18 protein-coding genes and 1 tRNA gene are annotated in these 17288 nt (G+C 56.6%); 12 read left to right on the plus strand and 7 right to left on the minus strand.

All coding sequences use genetic code 11. The features are described from left to right. Positions 1-194: 194 nt before the first annotated feature. From YERSI8AC_RS01190 to ispB, 5 genes are all read right to left on the minus strand, one after another. Positions 195-614, minus strand: coding sequence for a type II toxin-antitoxin system HicB family antitoxin (locus YERSI8AC_RS01190; protein ID WP_022520765.1), 420 nt, complete (start codon positions 612-614; stop codon positions 195-197). A gap of 38 nt (positions 615-652) precedes the next feature. Beyond that, entirely contained in the window at positions 653-835 is a 183-nt protein-coding gene (locus tag YERSI8AC_RS01195; RefSeq protein ID WP_159175934.1) for a type II toxin-antitoxin system HicA family toxin, read from the minus strand. Between the two features lie 329 nt (positions 836-1164). Continuing rightward, a complete protein-coding gene (locus YERSI8AC_RS01200; protein ID WP_236557221.1) occupies positions 1165-1350 on the minus strand; it encodes a type II toxin-antitoxin system HicB family antitoxin in 186 nt (61 codons plus the stop codon). A gap of 161 nt (positions 1351-1511) precedes the next feature. Further along, positions 1512-1588 (minus strand) — tRNA-Pro (locus tag YERSI8AC_RS01205). 100 nt (positions 1589-1688) lie between these two features. After that, on the minus strand, positions 1689-2693 hold the full coding sequence (gene ispB, locus YERSI8AC_RS01210) for an octaprenyl diphosphate synthase (protein ID WP_022520762.1): 1005 nt from the start codon (positions 2691-2693) through the stop codon (positions 1689-1691). Between the two features lie 334 nt (positions 2694-3027). Here ispB and rplU point away from each other — a divergent pair, with 334 nt between their 5' ends. From rplU to proB, 4 genes are all read left to right on the plus strand, one after another. After that, positions 3028-3339, plus strand: a complete 312-nt coding sequence (gene rplU, locus YERSI8AC_RS01215; RefSeq protein ID WP_022520761.1) for a 50S ribosomal protein L21 — start codon at positions 3028-3030, stop codon at positions 3337-3339. Between the two features lie 29 nt (positions 3340-3368). After that, positions 3369-3626, plus strand: coding sequence for a 50S ribosomal protein L27 (gene rpmA, locus YERSI8AC_RS01220; RefSeq protein WP_008957069.1), 258 nt, complete (start codon positions 3369-3371; stop codon positions 3624-3626). A 188-nt stretch (positions 3627-3814) separates the two neighbouring features. After that, positions 3815-5002, plus strand: a complete 1188-nt coding sequence (cgtA, locus tag YERSI8AC_RS01225) for an Obg family GTPase CgtA (RefSeq protein WP_022520760.1) — start codon at positions 3815-3817, stop codon at positions 5000-5002. Between the two features lie 181 nt (positions 5003-5183). Beyond that, on the plus strand, positions 5184-6323 hold the full coding sequence (gene proB / locus YERSI8AC_RS01230) for a glutamate 5-kinase (RefSeq protein WP_022520759.1): 1140 nt from the start codon (positions 5184-5186) through the stop codon (positions 6321-6323). A gap of 20 nt (positions 6324-6343) precedes the next feature. On the opposite strand, the gene YERSI8AC_RS01235 is transcribed toward proB, so the two are convergent. Together YERSI8AC_RS01235 and YERSI8AC_RS01240 are read right to left on the minus strand one after the other, a co-directional pair. Next, positions 6344-7357: a DUF1853 family protein gene (locus tag YERSI8AC_RS01235; RefSeq protein WP_159175935.1), complete on the minus strand. Its 1014-nt coding sequence runs from the start codon at positions 7355-7357 to the stop codon at positions 6344-6346. Positions 7358-7479: 122 nt separating this feature from the next. Beyond that, positions 7480-7959 carry a PepSY domain-containing protein gene (locus tag YERSI8AC_RS01240; protein WP_159175936.1) on the minus strand — a complete coding sequence of 160 codons (480 nt, stop codon included), beginning with the start codon at positions 7957-7959 and terminating at the stop codon, positions 7480-7482. Positions 7960-8133: 174 nt separating this feature from the next. Between YERSI8AC_RS01240 and YERSI8AC_RS01245 the strand changes: the two genes are divergently transcribed. The 8 genes from YERSI8AC_RS01245 to phnE all read left to right on the plus strand — a co-directional run bounded on the left by YERSI8AC_RS01245 (position 8134) and on the right by phnE (position 17283). Further along, positions 8134-8493 (plus strand): PepSY domain-containing protein, encoded by a 360-nt coding sequence (locus tag YERSI8AC_RS01245; protein ID WP_022520757.1) that lies wholly within the window; start codon positions 8134-8136, stop codon positions 8491-8493. A gap of 38 nt (positions 8494-8531) precedes the next feature. After that, entirely contained in the window at positions 8532-9206 is a 675-nt protein-coding gene (locus tag YERSI8AC_RS01250; protein WP_022520756.1) for a response regulator transcription factor, read from the plus strand. After that, the gene (locus tag YERSI8AC_RS01255) at positions 9203-10591 is read left to right on the plus strand and encodes a sensor histidine kinase (RefSeq protein WP_022520755.1); all 1389 of its coding nucleotides are present in this window, start codon (positions 9203-9205) and stop codon (positions 10589-10591) included. Before YERSI8AC_RS01250 ends, YERSI8AC_RS01255 begins: the two co-directional genes overlap by 4 nt. Before the next feature lie 19 nt (positions 10592-10610). Beyond that, positions 10611-12530: an alkaline phosphatase D family protein gene (locus YERSI8AC_RS01260; RefSeq protein WP_022520754.1), complete on the plus strand. Its 1920-nt coding sequence runs from the start codon at positions 10611-10613 to the stop codon at positions 12528-12530. Between the two features lie 162 nt (positions 12531-12692). Then, positions 12693-14450: an EAL domain-containing protein gene (locus YERSI8AC_RS01265; protein WP_159175937.1), complete on the plus strand. Its 1758-nt coding sequence runs from the start codon at positions 12693-12695 to the stop codon at positions 14448-14450. Between the two features lie 114 nt (positions 14451-14564). Further along, on the plus strand, positions 14565-15530 hold the full coding sequence (gene phnD, locus YERSI8AC_RS01270) for a phosphate/phosphite/phosphonate ABC transporter substrate-binding protein (RefSeq protein ID WP_159175938.1): 966 nt from the start codon (positions 14565-14567) through the stop codon (positions 15528-15530). Between the two features lie 77 nt (positions 15531-15607). Further along, complete coding sequence (gene phnC, locus YERSI8AC_RS01275) at positions 15608-16468, plus strand: phosphonate ABC transporter ATP-binding protein (RefSeq protein ID WP_009287890.1); 861 nt, start codon at positions 15608-15610, stop codon at positions 16466-16468. Beyond that, the gene (phnE, locus tag YERSI8AC_RS01280) at positions 16465-17283 is read left to right on the plus strand and encodes a phosphonate ABC transporter, permease protein PhnE (RefSeq protein WP_022520752.1); all 819 of its coding nucleotides are present in this window, start codon (positions 16465-16467) and stop codon (positions 17281-17283) included. Before phnC ends, phnE begins: the two co-directional genes overlap by 4 nt. The last annotated feature ends 5 nt before the right edge of the window (positions 17284-17288 follow it).

The following is a 17288-nucleotide window of genomic DNA, read 5'->3' on the forward strand; positions in this document are numbered from 1 at the left end:
CAAGCCAGGTGTTGGGCGGTGTAGGCGAACTATTACATTACGTAACGTTAAATTACTTGTTTGCAACTTAGCAAAACTTTGCCATAGTGAAAGTGTCGCCTAAGAGCACGCGTTGCGGAAACGCTTCGCCAGAATAATGCGGCAATAAAAACCCTCGGCTATTTGGAGTAGCCGGGGGTTTTGTTTTGCTTGGGTTATGCGCCTTTGCGTGCTCTGGCCAGTTCGGCCATGGCGACGCGGGACAGAAAGCCCGAGCGGGTTTTGTCGCCGGGGTGGCTGGCCACAAAGTCGTCAATTTGCTTAACCAGTAAATCAGGTAATGTGACGTTGATCTTGTGGCTTTTGCCCAGATAGGGGGTCAGGTCGATATCCACCACCGCCCAGATCCAGCCGGCGTATTCAGGGTTGTCCATGTGGTGCTCAATAGACGTTGCTTCGGGAATGGGGTCGCCATAGTCCACGGCTACTTCCAGCCATCCTTCGATCGCTGCTTTCACATTGGCTAACGCCTCTTCAAAGGTGTCACCCGCTGAAAAGCAGCCGTTAAGATCGGGTACTACTACGCCATAGGCGTGCTGTTCGTCGCCGCGCTCAATTGCAATGGGAAACAACATACGTTGATCTCCTTTATGGGGGGCAGCAGTGGCCAACCTCATAAGAGGCCGGCGCTTTTTCTGATTGCTCTTACCAAGCCCGTTTTCAAATCCTTTTTAGGATGTGGCACGGTGACCGTGCCGGGCTTGATAGGGTGCCTGAAGTGGTGGTGGCTGCCGTTGACTCTGACCAACGCCCAGCCATCTTTCTTCAGTTCTTTTATCAGTGTTCTGCTATCCACCTCCTGCCCCTGTGCTGTTAATTATTGGGGTTACTATAACCCCGAATTTAAAAAGAGTCAACTTCTATAACCCTGATAACCCCAGTTTACTCAATGGGTGGTTCCGTCGATTATCCGGTGATTGTCGGTGTAAGAGATCTTTTACAAATCTTGTCGGCAATGGCTTACATCAATGGGGGCTTGAGGAGCTGGCTATGACGCTTGGATGCGCGAGCTGGAAGGAGCCAGCTTTTCTGTAAGGAGACGGATACCAAAGACCATCGGCCATTGGATGGCCGGGGATTATGTTTTTAAAACAGGGCATTGGGAAAATGAAGCGGCTGAATTGCTTAAACAGAAAGTTCGTGTTCGATAGCGGTGGTTACAAACTGATTAAGGCTTTGTCCTTTGGTCGTGGCGGCGTCGGCGGCGTGTTTGTGCAGTTCTTCCGGTAGACGCACCTGAAACTTGCCAGAGTAGGACTTGGTGGGTTTAATGCCGCGCTTTTGGCATTCATCCAGAAAAATACGCAGCAAGATTTTGCCTTCGTCGCGTAGCCTGGCAACGCTATCGGCGTATGCGATGTATTAGCCATTTGCTGCTAGCCCCTAATGTTTCTGCTTGGAACCTAGTGTTGCTACCAACAAAAAACGGCCACTTGCTATATTAGCTAAGTGGCCGTTTTTTCTAAATTTTTTGGTCGGAATAGCAGGATTCGAACCTACGACCTCTGCCTCCCGAAGGCAGCGCTCTACCAAGCTGAGCTATATTCCGAAGGTTGCCGAGCAATGCTTATCTGTGCTCAACAACGGAGGTGGATCATACTTAGCCAGACGTGTTTTTTCAAGTCCTCGGCGGTGTGATCTAGCAATTTTTATGCTTGGCGATCAACCGCTAAGCGGGCCAACTGGGCCATGCTGTCGCGGTAGGCGCTGGGCGGTAGGGCGTCCAGTTGCTGCAGGGCTTTATCGGCCATCTCTTCGGCGCGCTGACGGGTATAGTCGAGTGCGCCGGTGGCGTGAATAATTTCCAGTACGGCGTCGAGCTGCTCAAGCCCGCCATCGCGAATCACCTGGCGAATCAGCTTGGCCTGTTCCGGCGTACCTTGCTCCATGGCGTGGATCAGCGGCAGTGTCGGCTTGCCTTCGGCTAGGTCGTCGCCAACGTTTTTGCCCATGGCATCGGCGTCGCCCTGGTAATCCAGCAGGTCATCGATCAACTGAAAGGCGAGACCTAAGTAGCGGCCATAATATTGGAGAGCGCGCTCCTGTTCCGGCGTTGCTTCTGCCAGCACAGCACCGCTGTGGGAAGCCGCTTCAAACAGCATGGCGGTTTTGCCCAAAATGGTCTCGAAGTAGTCCTCTTCGGAGATGCTGGGGTTGCCGATGTTGGTCAACTGCAGCACTTCCCCTTCCGCGATGATGCAGGTAGCACCGGAAAGGATCGCCATAATGCGCATCGAGCCCACATCGACCATCATCTGAAACGAGCGGGCGTAGAGGAAGTCGCCGACCAGTACCGAGGGCGCATTGCCCCAGGCGTCGTTGGCGGTTTTCTTGCCCCGGCGCATATGCGATTCATCCACCACGTCATCGTGTAGCAGCGTGGAGGTGTGCATAAACTCTATTAATGTGGCCAGCGGAATATGCTTGTCGCCGGTGTAGTCGAGGGAGCGGGCGGCTAGGAGTGCCAGTAAAGGGCGCAAGCGCTTGCCGCCGCTTTCGGTGATGTACTGGCCGATCGTTTCAACCAGTGGCACTTTAGAATTGAGCTGCTCGACAATTGTCCGATTGACGGCTGCGAAATCATCGGCCACCACGGCATGCAGCGGTGAAGGCGTTGGGCTGTCAGGCTGGGCTGAGGAGACGTTAGCGGTCATGGGATACGTTCATCGCGGCAGATTGAGGCGGTAACTCCCGCCCATAGTGGAGGTCATGCTATGGGGCTGCCTGTTAGGCGTCAAGACACGCGCTGTGGTCACGCTATGATATGCCGTTATAAGGAGATGGTCGTGTCAATTGACAACGGCCTATGGTCTTGTGGTAAGAGAAGATAGTCGTTATAATCCGCGACCCACTCATCTTGCTCCCTGTCAGATGGCTCCAAAAGGGGCGCCACTCGCAGCAGGTCGATAAGAGCACGACTCGAAAGAGCGTAGGAGATGAGTGCCGTTTAACCGTTAGAACGGCATTAACGACAGTCCGGAGAGCGACATGTACGCAGTTATCAAAAGCGGTGGTAAGCAGTACCGCGTTCAAGAAGGTCAAACCCTCAAGCTCGAGAAAATCGAAGTCGCTACCGGCGAAACGATTGAGTTTGACGAAGTGCTGATGGTCGCTGACGGCGATGACTTCAACATCGGTGCGCCGATGATCAGTGGTGCTAAAGTCTCTGCCGAAGTGGTTTCCCACGGGCGCGGCGATAAAGTCACCATCATCAAGTTCCGTCGTCGTAAGCACCACATGAAGCGTCAGGGCCACCGCCAGTGGTTCACTGAAGTCAAAATTACCGGAATTTCTGCGTAAGCGGTCAATTCCCTTAGGAGGATTTTGCAATGGCACATAAAAAGGCAGCCGGCTCCACGCGTAACGGTCGCGATTCCGAGTCCAAACGCTTAGGTGTAAAACTCTTCGGTGGCCAAGCGGCGACTGCGGGTAACATCATCGTGCGTCAGCGCGGCACGCGTTTCCACGCGGGCACGGGCGTAGGCCTTGGTCGTGACCACACACTGTTTGCACTGAGCGACGGTTTTGTGAAGTTTGAGACCAAAGGCCCGAAAAACCGCAAGTTCGTTAGCATCGTTTCTGCCTAAACGGCTAGTGCTATGCTCGCGGTTGCGAGAAAAAAGGCCCCGCTATGGCGGGGCTTTTTTGTCGGTTAAATCTCTTTTCCAATACGCTTTACCAGAATGCTGGGTTTTACCAAGATACTGGTGGGAATAAAGGGTTGGAGAAAAAGTAGTGCATATATTAGGGCGGCGGAAGCGGCCGGGAGAATCCAATGCAGTTCGTCGATGAAGCCTCGATTATTGTTGAGGCGGGCAAAGGCGGCAATGGCTGTCTGAGCTTTCGCCGCGAAAAATATGTGCCCAGGGGCGGCCCCGATGGGGGCGATGGCGGTCATGGTGGTAGCGTTTACCTAATTGGTGACGATGCTCTTAACACTTTGATCGATTTTAAATTCCAGCGCTTCTATAAAGCCCAGAACGGGCAGGGCGGCATGGGCCGTCAAATGAGCGGCAAGGCCGGTGAAGACCTGCACGTCAAAGTGCCGGTGGGTACCACGGTGATTGATGAAGACACCCTGGAAGTCATCGCCGATGTGACCGAAATTGGCCAGGTGGTGCTGGTGGGCGAAGGTGGTCGGCGTGGATTGGGTAACATCCACTTTAAATCGTCTACCAACCGCGCACCGCGCCGTACCACAACGGGCACCGACGGTGATCGCCGCAACCTGCGCCTGGAAATGAAAGTGATGGCCGATGTCGGCCTGCTGGGCATGCCCAACGCGGGTAAATCGACGCTGATTCGTTCGGTGTCTGCCGCCAAGCCCAAGGTTGCCAACTACCCGTTCACGACCTTAGTGCCCAACTTGGGCGTGGTAAAACTGGGTATGCACGAGCACTTCGTAATGGCCGATGTACCCGGCTTGATTGAAGGAGCCTCTGATGGCGCCGGTTTAGGGTTGCGCTTCTTGAAGCACTTAACCCGCACGCGGCTGCTATTCCACGTGGTCGATGTGGCACCGTTTGATGAATCCGATCCGGTGGAAGCGGCGAAGGCGATTGTTCACGAGTTGGGGCAGTTCTCCCCGGCGCTTTCTGAGCGGCCGCGCTGGCTGGTGCTGAACAAGTTTGACCTGCTGCCGGAAGATGAGCGCGAAGAGCGCGCCCAGAAGATTATTCAGGCGCTCAACTGGGAAGGCCCGGTATTCCGTATTTCGGCGATCAGCAGCGACGGCACCGATAAACTGGTTCAGGCGGCTTACCGCTGGTTGACCGAGCAGCGCCGCCTTGAGCACGAAGATGAAGAGGCGTTGGCCCGTGAAGAAGAGATGCGTCGCCGCATGGAAGAAGAGTCGGTTGCGCGTACCGAAGCTCGCCTGGGCCGTCGGCGTAAGCGGGACGATGAAGATGACGAAGATTTCGACGACGATGATTACGACGTTGAAGTCGAATACGCCCCTTAGTGGTATTAAGCGGGTGCATTCGGTAGTCAGCTAAAATCGGTAGTATTCAAAAAGGGGCTGCGTTCGCGCGGCCCCTTTTATGGGCGTCTTATTAAGTTGCACGTGGCTGATTTAGTGGTGAGTATCTGATTTAGTGATGAGTGCCTGATTAAGTTGTTAGCGTCTGATTGAGGTGGGTCGCATGGAAAGTAACGAGCAAATCCTGGGCCGCAGCGCGCTAAGCCGTGCACGGCGGGTCGTGGTGAAGATTGGTAGTGCGCTGCTGACTAACGATGGCCGCGGCCTGGACGAACCCGCCATCGGTGGTTGGGTGGATCAAATTGCCGCTTTGCACCAGAAGGGGATTGAAGTGGTGCTGGTCTCTTCCGGCGCCGTGGCGGCTGGCATGGTGCGTCTTGGCTGGCAGGTGCGCCCCAGCGCCGTGCATGAACTGCAGGCGGCTGCGGCGGTAGGCCAAAATGGCCTGACCCAATGCTACGAGCAGCACTTTGCCCGCCACGACATGCTCACCGCGCAGATTCTGCTTACTCATGATGATCTTTCCAACCGCAAGCGCTACCTGAATGCGCTCTCAGCGCTGCGTACGTTGGTAGAGATGCGCGTGGTGCCGGTGATCAATGAAAACGACACCGTGGTCACCGATGAGATTCGCTTTGGCGACAACGACACGTTAGGCGCGCTGGTTGCTAACTTACTGGAAGCGGATGCTCTGCTGCTATTGACCGACCAGGAAGGCCTGTTTGACGCCGACCCACGGCACAACCCCGATGCCCAGATGATTGCCGAAGGGCGCGCCGACGACCCGCGCTTAGCCGCCGTGGCAGGTAGCGGTGGCGCGCTGGGGCGGGGTGGTATGACCACCAAGGTGCGCGCGGCGCAGTTGGCGGCGCGCTCCGGGGCGGTCACGGTGATTGCCAGTGGCCGCCAGCCTGACGTTATCAACCGGATAATGTCGGGCGAAGCGCTAGGCACGCTGCTGCGTCCTGACCAAGTGCCCATGGCGGCGCGCAAGCGCTGGCTGGCGGGTCAACTGCAGGTGCGTGGTACGCTGGTGCTGGATGCGGGAGCAGTCAAAGTATTGCGCGATAAAGGCTCAAGCCTGCTGGCAGTGGGCGTGCGCGACGTACAGGGCGGTTTCAAACGCGGCGATATGGTGGTGTGCGTGGATGAGCAGGGTGCGTCAGTGGCCAAAGGCTTGGTCAACTATGGTGCTGCTGAAGCCCGCCAATTGGCGGGCCAGCCCAGCCACCAGATCGAAGCCATCCTCGGCTACGTAGAAGCCCATGAACTGATCCATCGCGATAACCTTGTCGTGATATAGAGGCTTCTTCTGGTCGTTTTTCAGTCCCGAATGCGGGGCGGTAGAGGCACTTGCCGGGGCCAGTCATCAGGTACCAAAAATAGCCGCTCGTAGCGTTGTTCATTGTGCTCCCGCTCTGAGAAGCACAGCATCACTTGCTGGGGTGAGCGCCAGGCGTGAACCTTTTCGATAATGGCGGGCAACTGCTCCGCCGCAGGGCGAAAAGCGCTGAGGGGCGGCGGTGCCAACCAGTGAGGTTTTTCCAACCACGCCATGCGCGGCATGGCGGGAAACCGGGCTGCCAGCGCAGGCCAGTCACGTAAGTAGCACCAGGTACCTCGGCGATGGTCTGCCGTCGCGCCTTCGGGCGCTGGCATGGCGGCGTGCCAGGGGTAGTAAAGTACGCCGGGCATCGCCAACCGCTGGGTTAACTGCTCGCCTAAACGCAGATCAGAAACACCCAGATCCCGTGGCGTTAGCCAATGCGTAAGCGTTTCCAGCGCCGACGCCGTGGTGGAAAGGGGGAGCTGATGACGTCTGAGGTGAGAGCACTTAAGCGCCAGGCTGTCTAACCCGCCGGGGCCAATCCAGCGGCTTTGACTATTGGCTGCCCCAGGCCCTTCGGGCAGCCCCAGGTAGAACTTAATAGCGACTTCTAAATGTATCGGTGCCGGATTGTCGCGGGTTCTATACAGCATATCCAGCTCGCCCAGGGTGTTGCGCTGGCGGGTGATGCGCACGTTCCGGGCGAGCAGCCGTGTATTCGGTGCGTGATCTAACAGCATATGCCACAGGCGTTCGTGGTAATGGCCCATGCGCGTTGCGCGGCTGCCGTTCAACGCGGTCAGCGGTGATAGACCAAGCTTACGTAGCCAGGCCAATAGCGATTTCTCCAGCCCTAACTCTTTAATGGTGGGCCGCCCTCCACAGGGAATCGGCGGAGGAAGCACCACAAGATCAGGCGTGGAGATCAGCCAAGCCAAATCTCTTAGCACTGACACCGTGTTGCCGAGTTCTACATTCTCCAGCGCGCCATCAACGCCTTCGTTCAGCACGGATATCTCCTCAGCAACCTGATAAGGTCAGCACTATCACTTTAGCTACATGATTTGTCAGCCTACCATAAACGCAGCGGGCTCCCCGTGGGGAGCCCGCAAAGCGATTAGCTGGATAAAAATTAATCGCGGTCAATTTGAGTCACTTCGGAAGAACCCTGACGGACGCTGATTTCTAGCTCACGGCCATCTTCGCCGCGGCCTTCAATATCGATGATGCCGCTTTTATCGATATCGAGATCTTCAAATTCAACCATACCCTCCTGGCTAGCTACGTCCAGTGCTTGACGGATATCGTCTTCGCTCATACCCCAGGCACCGGTAATCAGGCGCTCGCGTTTCTCTTGTAGCGTTTCACCGTTATCAAGAGAAAATTCCACATCGGCGTACCACTCATCGTCCAGCCAACCTTCTACCTCTACGCGGCCATGGCTTTTAATGCTAACTTCTTCGTAGTGGCTGAAACCGTAGTCATTGGCGTGGGTCAATACGTCATCAATGCGATCCATCGGCAGCGAATCGTCGGCCTGAACACTCCCTGCAGCCGCAGCAAGCAGCAGCGCAGAGGTCGGGATCAGCAGCATTTTTTTCATGGTGTTCATAGCAAATTCCTTCTTTACGTATCTGTACGAGAATGTCTGTACGTCAATGTTTATACAATAGTGAATAAACGGCATTCAGCGAATGCGACAGGGAATTTATACCACCCCGATACTTTCCTTAAGCTGACAAAGCTGTTCATCTAACGTTCATGTTGCCTTTGGCATGCTGACCCTATGAGTAAAATCCTACGCCACTTTAAAAAGCTACTGCGCAGCGTCCCTCGTCGCAACGTCACTGGGTTAGCCTTGGTGCTGTTGCTGGCGGGTAGCGCGGTGGGTGACCAGCATTGGGAGTCGCTACACGGCGAAGTGCGCCGCGGTGAGGTCGTGCCGCTCGACACTATTTTGGACTGGCTGGAAGCGCACTATATAGGGGAAGTGCTGGAGGTTGAGGTGGAACGTGAAGGAGGTTATGTCGAGTATGAGATCAAATTGCTTGGCCCCCAGGGCCAAGTTGTCGAGTTCGAGTTTGATGGCCATAACGGCCAATTAATGGCCATTGAAGGGGTGCGTATCAATGATATGCGCCGCTAGCCTGTTGATGTCACTTGCCAAAAAAGGGTAGTTAGCCGATGAAGTGTTTGTTGGTAGAGGACGACCAGGCGCTGGCTCGCGAGCTTAGCCAAGCGTTGCGCGATGGCGACTGGCTTGTAGAGCATGCGGCTAACGGTCAGGATGCCGATTTTCTGGTACGCACGGAAGCCTACGACACGCTGATTCTGGATGTCGGACTACCCGATGGCGATGGCACTCGCTGGCTTTCGGCATGGCGGGAAGATGGTATCGACCTGCCGGTGCTGATCCTTACCGCCCGGGAACGCTGGGCCGATAAAGCCGCGGGTTTTACTGCCGGGGCGGATGACTACGTCACAAAACCCTTTGAGCCCGCGGAAGTACTGTTTCGCCTGCGCGCCCTTGTGCGCCGCAGCCACGGCCATGCCCATCCAGTACTGAAAGTGGGTGAGCTGAGTTTGGATACCCACACCCAGCACGTCACCTTGGCAGGGCGTCCGGTGGGATTAACCGCCCAGGAAACCCGACTGCTGGGCTATTTAATGCACGCCGCACCGCGGGTGGTGAGCCGCACCGAGCTCTCGGAGCACGTTTATGACCGCGACCACGAGCCGGACTCCAACGTGATTGATGTTCAGGTCAGCCGCCTGCGGCGTAAGTTGGGCAGTTGGCGAATTGCCACCCTGCGTGGCCAGGGCTATCGCTTATTAGCAGAAGAGCCCGCTACCGAATGAGTCGACTCAATTCGGTCTGGCCTGAACTTTGGGTAAGGCGCTGGGCAAAGCGCTCTATAAGCCTGCGGCTACTGCTGGCGGTGCTAGTGATGATAGGGCTGGCGCTGCCCGTTGCGGGCACGCTGCTTTCTCATCATTACCGTGCCTCGGCTACTCAGGCCTTTGATGAGCGCCTGGGGGCCACCCTCAACGTCATCATGGCGGGCGTTACCTACGACCGCATAGAGCAACAGCTTGTCCATGACCGGGCGCTGGGCGACCCGCGTTTTGACAATGTCTACTCCGGCTGGTATTGGCAAATCACCGATGGCGAGCAGCATACGTTGGCCTCGCGCTCGCTGTGGGATCAGCGCCTGCCGGTGATTGATAGCGACACTCTTAGCGCTCGCTCGATACCTGGCCCTCGGGGGCAGTCGCTGCGCGTGGTGGAGCGTGATATCTATTTGGCGCCGTTAGAAACGCCGCTACATATTAGCGTCGCCGCCCGGGACGATGTGTTGGCCCGGGACATTGGCGAATTTCAGCGCCTGCTGTGGGGCGGTTTAGTGGGCCTGGGCGTGTTGTTGCTTGGCGTATTGGCGCTCCAGGTACGCTGGGGGCTAGCGCCACTGCGCCGCATGCATGCCAACCTGCATGAGGTGGAGCAGGGGCGCGCCGAGCAGTTAGATACCCGCTTGCCCGACGAGCTGGCAACGCTTGCTGCCTCAATGAACGCGGTGCTGGCCCGCGATCAGCGCTTGATTGAGCGTGGCCGCCATACCGCTGGCAACCTTGCCCATGCGCTGAAAACCCCGCTGAGCGTGATGCGCCTGCAGCTACGCCAGTTGCCGGAAGCGAACCGAGCCGCCTGGGAGGTTGAGCTAGAACGCGTGGATAGTGCGGTACGTCATCATTTGGCACGCGCTTCAGCGGCGGGCGAAGGCGTTCGCTTTGCGCCCATTGATTTACATGCCACCCTGGCGCCGCTGCTCAATGGGCTGGCCAGGCTTGCCCAGCGGCGTGGCATTGAGCTGCGCCAAACCTGGGCGGGTGAGATTAAAGTCCATATGGATGGGCAGGATATTCAAGAGCTGGTGGGTAACTTAATGGATAACGCGCTGCGCTGGGCGCATAGCGATGTGCAGCTACAGCTAGAGAGTGACGGGCAGCAGTTAACCTTGACCGTTAGCGACGACGGCCCCGGTATGAACGAAGCAGAGTGCCAGCAGGCGGTGCAGCGCGGTAAACGGTTGGATGAACAGCGTTCGGGCAGTGGCTTGGGTTTGGCCATTGTGACTGATCTTGTCGCTCTGTATAGCGGCCAACTGCACCTTAGCCGCGCCAGCACTGGTGGGTTAAAAGTCGTGGTGGAGCTGCCCGTCGTCGCTCGTAATCGTCTCGTATAAATAATGGAGACCGCACCGAATGAATCGTACAGATACGCTGCCCGATATAGTCGCCGGCCCCCTATTAAGACGTATCAGCACTACACGGCTGGTACTTTGGCTCGTCGCCACTCGGCCACTGAATATGGCATTAGTGCTGCGCCCAGGGCACGCCGATAGCCAGTCAATCGGCTTAGCGCACCACCAGCAGTGCATCCCCATCGGTCAGCGGGCCTTTATCTACCTAATTGATTGTGAGCTTGAGTCAGCGCTGCCCTGTGACGAGCGCATCGAGTACGACCTGCAGGTGGAAACACAGCAGGGCGAGTGGCGCTCTCTGCCCGAGTGGGCGCCGTGGCTCTGTTATGATGGCGCCGCCTATCCTGCCTTTGTGATTGCATCCCGCCATCACCGCCTGATGCATGGCTCCTGCCGCAAGCCCCATCACGACAGTGCCGATGGCCTGGTGCGCGCCGACAGTTGGCTTGCTGAGCAGCAGTCAGCGCCCACCGAGTGGCCCGCTTGGCTGCTGATGACCGGCGACCAGGTGTACGCCGACGACGTGGCCGGGCCGATGCTACGCGCCGTGCATGCGGTGATTGAGCGGTTAGGGCTGGTGGATGAGTGGCTGGAAGGCGCGACTGTCGACGATAGCCAGGCGCTCTACCGCTCGCCGGATAGCTACTACCGGCGTGCTGCACTGTTGCCGGATGTGACCAGTAACGTGGCGCTGCGCGAGCGCTTTTTTGGCGGTGTCAAAAAGCCGGTGTTTACCTCGGCGAACGCCCATAATCACTTGATGACGCTGGCAGAAATGCTCGCCATGTACTGCCTGGTGTGGTCACCGGTGCCCTGGCAGGTAATTGCCCCTGAAGCGCCTGCCTTAGATGAAAAAGACGCCGAGCTCTATCGTCAGGAGCAGGCGATAATCGATGCCTTTGCTGAAGGCTTGCCCCAATGCGCTCGGGTGATGGCGCACCTGCCCAGCCTGATGATCTTCGATGACCACGACGTTACCGACGACTGGAACCTAACCGCCGACTGGGAGCGCGCCGCCTACGGTCACCCGTTCTCTAAGCGAATTATCGGTAACGCCCTGGTGGCCTATCTGCTTTGCCAAGCCTGGGGTAACGATCCGGATAAATTGAATCCGTTAGTCCACCATGCCTTGACCCTGCTGGGTGATGGCGACCAACCGCTAGTCTGCGCTGAACAGGATGGGCTGATTGAGCGGCTGCTGCGTTTTCAGGGCTGGGAGTTTCAGGTGCCCGGCACTCCCACACTAATCGTGCTGGATACCCGCACCCGGCGCTGGCGCAGCGAACGCAGCCCGCATCGGCCTTCAGGCTTGATGGACTGGGAGGCGCTAATGGAAATGCAGCAGGCGCTAATGGGGGCCAAAAGTGCGGTGATTGTCTCTCCCGCACCGATGTTCGGCGTCAAGTTGATAGAGGGAATCCAAAAGCTGTTTACCCTTGCTGGTAAGCCGCTGGTGGTGGATGCCGAAAACTGGATGGCTCACCGGGGAGCGGCCAATACGCTGCTGCAAATTTGGCAGCACTCCAAAACCCCAGGCAACTACGTGATTCTATCTGGCGACGTGCACTACTCGTTTGTCTACGACATTGTGGTGCGTCATCAGCGCCGTTCTCCCCATCTGTGGCAGATCACCTCAAGCGGGATCAAAAACACCTTTCCCAAAAACCTGCTCAATACCTTTGACCGGCTCAATCGCTGGCTCTACGCGCCGTGGTCGCCGCTTAATTGGTTCACCAAGCGCCGCAAACTAAGCGTTCACCCCCGCGATCCTGACCGCGCCAGCGCGGGTGAACGGCTGTGGAACGCCAGCGGCATTGGCTTAGTAACGCTGGATGAAAAAGGCCACCCTATCGATATCCGACAGCTCGACGCCGACGGTAGCGAGGTGGTCTTTCCGGCGCGGGAGAAACCGCTCATTTAACGTCAGTGTAGCGTCAACTGACTGATGTCCTTGATGATTGTCATTATAGCGTCACAAAAATGACGCACGCTTGCTTGCAGCTTATCAACCAACTCCAGGGAAGGTGACACATCATAGGAACCACCGCTGGTTATTAGGGTGGCAGAATAGGGCAGCAGGCAAATGACCGCACAAGAATCGCAGTGGTTGCAAAAGATTATTGCAACAGAAGAGTTGCACGTGCTCTTTCAGCCCATTGTGGATGCCAGCCAGCAGGCGATTTATGGCTACGAAGCACTGATTCGTGGGCCTAAAACATCGCCGCTTCACTCGCCGTTACGACTGTTTGAAGTAGCCACTCAGGCCGGAAAGCTGGTGGAATTAGATATACTCTGCCGACGGTTAGCCATCTACCGCTTTGCAGAGCTCGATCTGCCGGGCCTGCTGTTTCTTAACGTTATGCCGTTGACGATCGTAGAGCGTGATTTTCGCGAAGGCTTAACGCTTGGCTTTATTCGTGACAGCGGCTTGCCCCCAGAGCGGGTGGTGATCGAGCTCACTGAACACGTGCCAATCCACGACTACGAGCTAATGCGCCAAGCGGTGGATCACTACCGCACTATGGGCTTTCAAGTCGCACTGGATGATCTCGGTGCAGGGCACTCAAGCCTGCGCCACTGGTCGGAGCTGCGCCCGGATTTCGTTAAACTCGACCGACACTTTATCTCCGGCATTGACCAGGATCCTGCCAAGCGAGAGTTCCTGCGTTCGATTCTCGATGTGGCGCGTAGCCTGGACTGCCAAGTGATCGCCGAAGGGGTGGAGACCGCTGCTGAGCATCTTTGCTTGTGGGAACTCGACCGTGGGCTCGCACTACTACAAGGCTTCTATTTCGCCCGACCCAACCAGCAGCCGCCTTTAGAACTCAATCTGGTGCTGCCAGCGAGCACCCAATTAAAAAGCCCTGCGGGTCGCACCACGCGCTCGATTTTACGGGCTACCGATGCCATAACGACGGATTGCGCAGTGCCGTATATCTCCGAGCGATTTCGCCAACAACCCAGCTTGCGCTGCGTGGCCGTGCTGGAGAATGGTAAGCCCGTGGCGGTGGTGCGACGCAACTCGTTTTTAACTCTATTTACCAACCCCTATAGCCATTCGCTTTATGCCAAGCGCCGTGTGCTGGACGTTGCTGATGCACGCATGCTGGTGGCCGAAGCGGATACTCCGCTTGAGATTTTGAGTCAGAAGTTGACCGACAGCCGGGATATTGAGCAAGAGGACTTTGTCATCGTTAACGCTAACGGTGACTACCTGGGGATGGGCAATATCGTTGACCTTTTGCGTGAGATTACCGCGATTCAGGTGCGCCAAGCGCGGCATGCCAACCCGCTCACCGGCCTGCCGGGTAATATCCTGATCAATGAAACACTGGCGGCTTATTTGGCCTCCGGGCATGGGTTTGCTGCGGCCTATGTTGACTTGGATAACTTTAAAGCCTTCAACGATGCCTATGGCTACGCCCGAGGTGACCACATCATCATTTCGCTATCGCGGCTGCTGCAAGCACAGGTAGAGAATGCCGGGGGCTTTATTGGCCATATTGGCGGCGATGATTTTATGATGTTGCTGCCGCTTGAGCACTGGGAAAGTGTTTGCCAGCAAATTCTGCACTCATTCGAGGTGATGGCACCGGGCTTCTATGAAGAGGCTGACCGCCTTCAGGGCGGGATTCACATCGAAAACCGTCAAAATAGAATGACGTTTTTTCCCTTTGTGAGCGTCTCGATTGCGGTAAAACCCATCCATGATACGACTACCTGCCAATCGCTGGATATCGCAGGCGAGCTTTCTGAGCTGAAGCATCAGGCGAAAAAAATTCCCGGTAACAGCCTGTTTGTAGAGCGCCGCGGTCACGAGGCTTTTCAAGCTGTAGATTAACTGTTCTTCGCCAAAACGTCACGAAGTGGTCATATAAGTGCCCCATTTTTGTCATCTGGAGTCGTCAGGATGTTGTCATCTTTTAATAACTCTACAGAACGCTACAGGTGACCCATGCAGACATTATCCCTCTCCCGCACGTTAATCAGTGCCGCCGTTGCCAGTGCCTTCGCCTTGGCCGCGGTGAACGCCTCTGCGGATCTGTCTTCACGCTATGTGGATAACGATGGCGATATGGTCGCTGATGTTCCCAGCGATGAGTCTCAGTGGGTAGACCCGGATACTTTAGTGTTTGCCTACACGCCGGTTGAAGACCCCGCGGTTTACGCGGATGTCTGGTCTGACTTTCTGGATCACCTGAGCGAAGCTACGGGCAAAAAAGTCCAGTTCTTCCCGGTGCAGTCCAATGCTGCCCAGCAGGAAGCGCTGCGCGCTGGCCGTCTCCACGTAGCCGGTTTCAATACCGGTGGCGTCCCGGTCGCGGTTAACTGCGGTGGTTTCCGCCCTTTCGCCATGATGGCCGCGGAAGATGGCAGCTTTGGCTATGAGATGGAGATTATCACCTACCCAGGAAGCGGCATTGAAGCCGTTGAAGACTTGCAGGGTCGCCAACTAGCGTTTACCTCAGAGACTTCCAACTCTGGCTTCCGCGCCCCCTCTGCGCTGCTGCGCTCTGAGTACGGTATGGAAGCGGGGGAAGATTTTGAGACCGCTTTCTCTGGTTCTCACGACAACTCCATTCTCGGCGTGGTCAACGAAGATTACGACGCGGCGGCGATTGCTAACTCCGTAGGCAAACGGATGATTTCCCGCGGTGTGGTGAACGAAGGTGATTACGACATTATCTACACCTCACAAACCTTCCCCACCACCGCTTACGGGCTGGCGAATAACCTGAACCCGGAACTTGCCGAGAAGATTCAGGATGCGTTCTTCAGCTACGACTGGGAAGGCACTGCCCTAGAGTCAGAATTCGCTAACTCAGGTGAAGCACAGTTTATTCCGATTACTTATCAGGAAAACTGGGAAGTTATTCGCACCATCGCTGACGCCAACGGCGTGACCTACGACTGCGATTAATCTTTAAGCAGTACCCCAATACGATCGGCCAGGAGGGCAACCTTCTGGCCGAACCGCTATGTAGATGAGGCACTTCCATGTTGACACTCACCGGCGTTGGTAAACGTTACCCTACCGGGGATCGAGCGCTGACGGATATTGAACTCACGCTGCCAAAAGGCCAAGTGATGGCGCTGATTGGCCCATCTGGCGCGGGTAAAAGCACACTGATTCGCTGTGTGAACCGGCTGGTTGAGCCTACTCAGGGCAGCATTCGTCTGGACGGCACGGAACTGACGAAGCTCTCGGGACATAAGCTGCGTCATGCCCGCCGCTCCATGGGAATGATTTTTCAAGAGTATGCGTTAGTAGACCGCCTAACCGTGATGGAGAACGTGCTTTCAGGTCAGCTCGGTTATGTGGGATTTTGGCGCAGCTTCCTGCGCCGCTACCCGCAGGAGGCTGTGATTGAAGCCTTCCGTCTATTGGAGCGAGTGGGGTTGCCGCATGCCATCGATAAACGTGCCGATGCCCTGTCTGGCGGCCAGCGCCAGCGGGTGGGTATCGCCAGGGCGCTCCTGCAAAGTCCTAAGCTGTTGCTGGTGGATGAACCCACCGCCAGCCTTGACCCAAAAACTTCGCGCCAAATCATGCGTTTGATTCGTGAGCTGTGCGCAGAGCGCGAACTGGCGGCGATCATCAATATTCACGACGTAGCGCTGGCCCAGCAATTTGCTGACCGCATTGTCGGCCTGCGGGCGGGTGAAATCGTCTTTGATGGCCTTCCCAGCGAACTCACCAGTGAGATCCTCACCACGATTTATGGTGAAGAGGACTGGGACACCACGCCTGAGCCAATGGACGAAGAAGTCAGCGGCGATGAGACGACTAACACTGCTCCGATTAATCCTCCCTACGCGCGGGTGATGTCGTCAATCGAAGCGGGGGCAGCACGATGAGCGAGCAGGCACGCCAGCAGGCGGCGCAGCGCGGTCAGTGGCGGCGACTACCGCTAATTGAAAGTCCTCGCTTGCGCTGGGGGCTTGCCATTGGTGCAGTGGTGTATCTGTTTTTAGCGCTTGCCTCGGTAGAGGTGAACTGGGAGCGGGTGGCGGAAGGCGCAGGCCGGGCGGTTAATTTTTTAGGCGCCTTTATGCAGCCTGACTTTGTCAGCCGCTACGACGATATCGTCGCGGGCTTGCTGGAAAGTTTGACCATGACGCTCACCTCCACGGTATTGGGTGTACTGCTGGCGATACCCGTGGGTTTAGGGGCAGCGCGTAACATTTCACCACTGCCGATCTACTTTGTGTGCCGCGCGATTATCGCCGTTTCGCGCACGTTCCAGGAGATCATCATCGCGATTCTGTTTGTGGTGATGTTCGGCTTCGGGCCCTTTGCGGGCATGATTACTCTGGCCTTCGCGACGATTGGCTTTATGGCCAAGCTACTGGCGGAAGATATTGAAGATTTGGATTGGCGGCAGGTAGAAGCGGTACGCGCCACGGGCGCCAGTTGGTGGCAAACCATGAACCACGCCGTGCAGCCCCAGGTCATGCCGCGTTTGATCGGGCTCTCCATGTACCGTTTGGATATCAACTTCCGTGAGTCCTCGGTGATTGGCATTGTCGGCGCAGGCGGTATTGGCGCCACGCTGAATACCTCGCTGAGCCGCTATGAGTACGACACCTCCGCGGCGATTCTGCTGATTATCATCGCCATCGTGCTGCTGTGCGAGTACAGCTCAAGCCATGTCCGCCGCTGGACTCAGTAAACGCT

Source organism: Halomonas sp. 113 (assembly GCF_904067645.1).
Lineage (GTDB): Bacteria > Pseudomonadota > Gammaproteobacteria > Pseudomonadales > Halomonadaceae > Vreelandella > Vreelandella titanicae.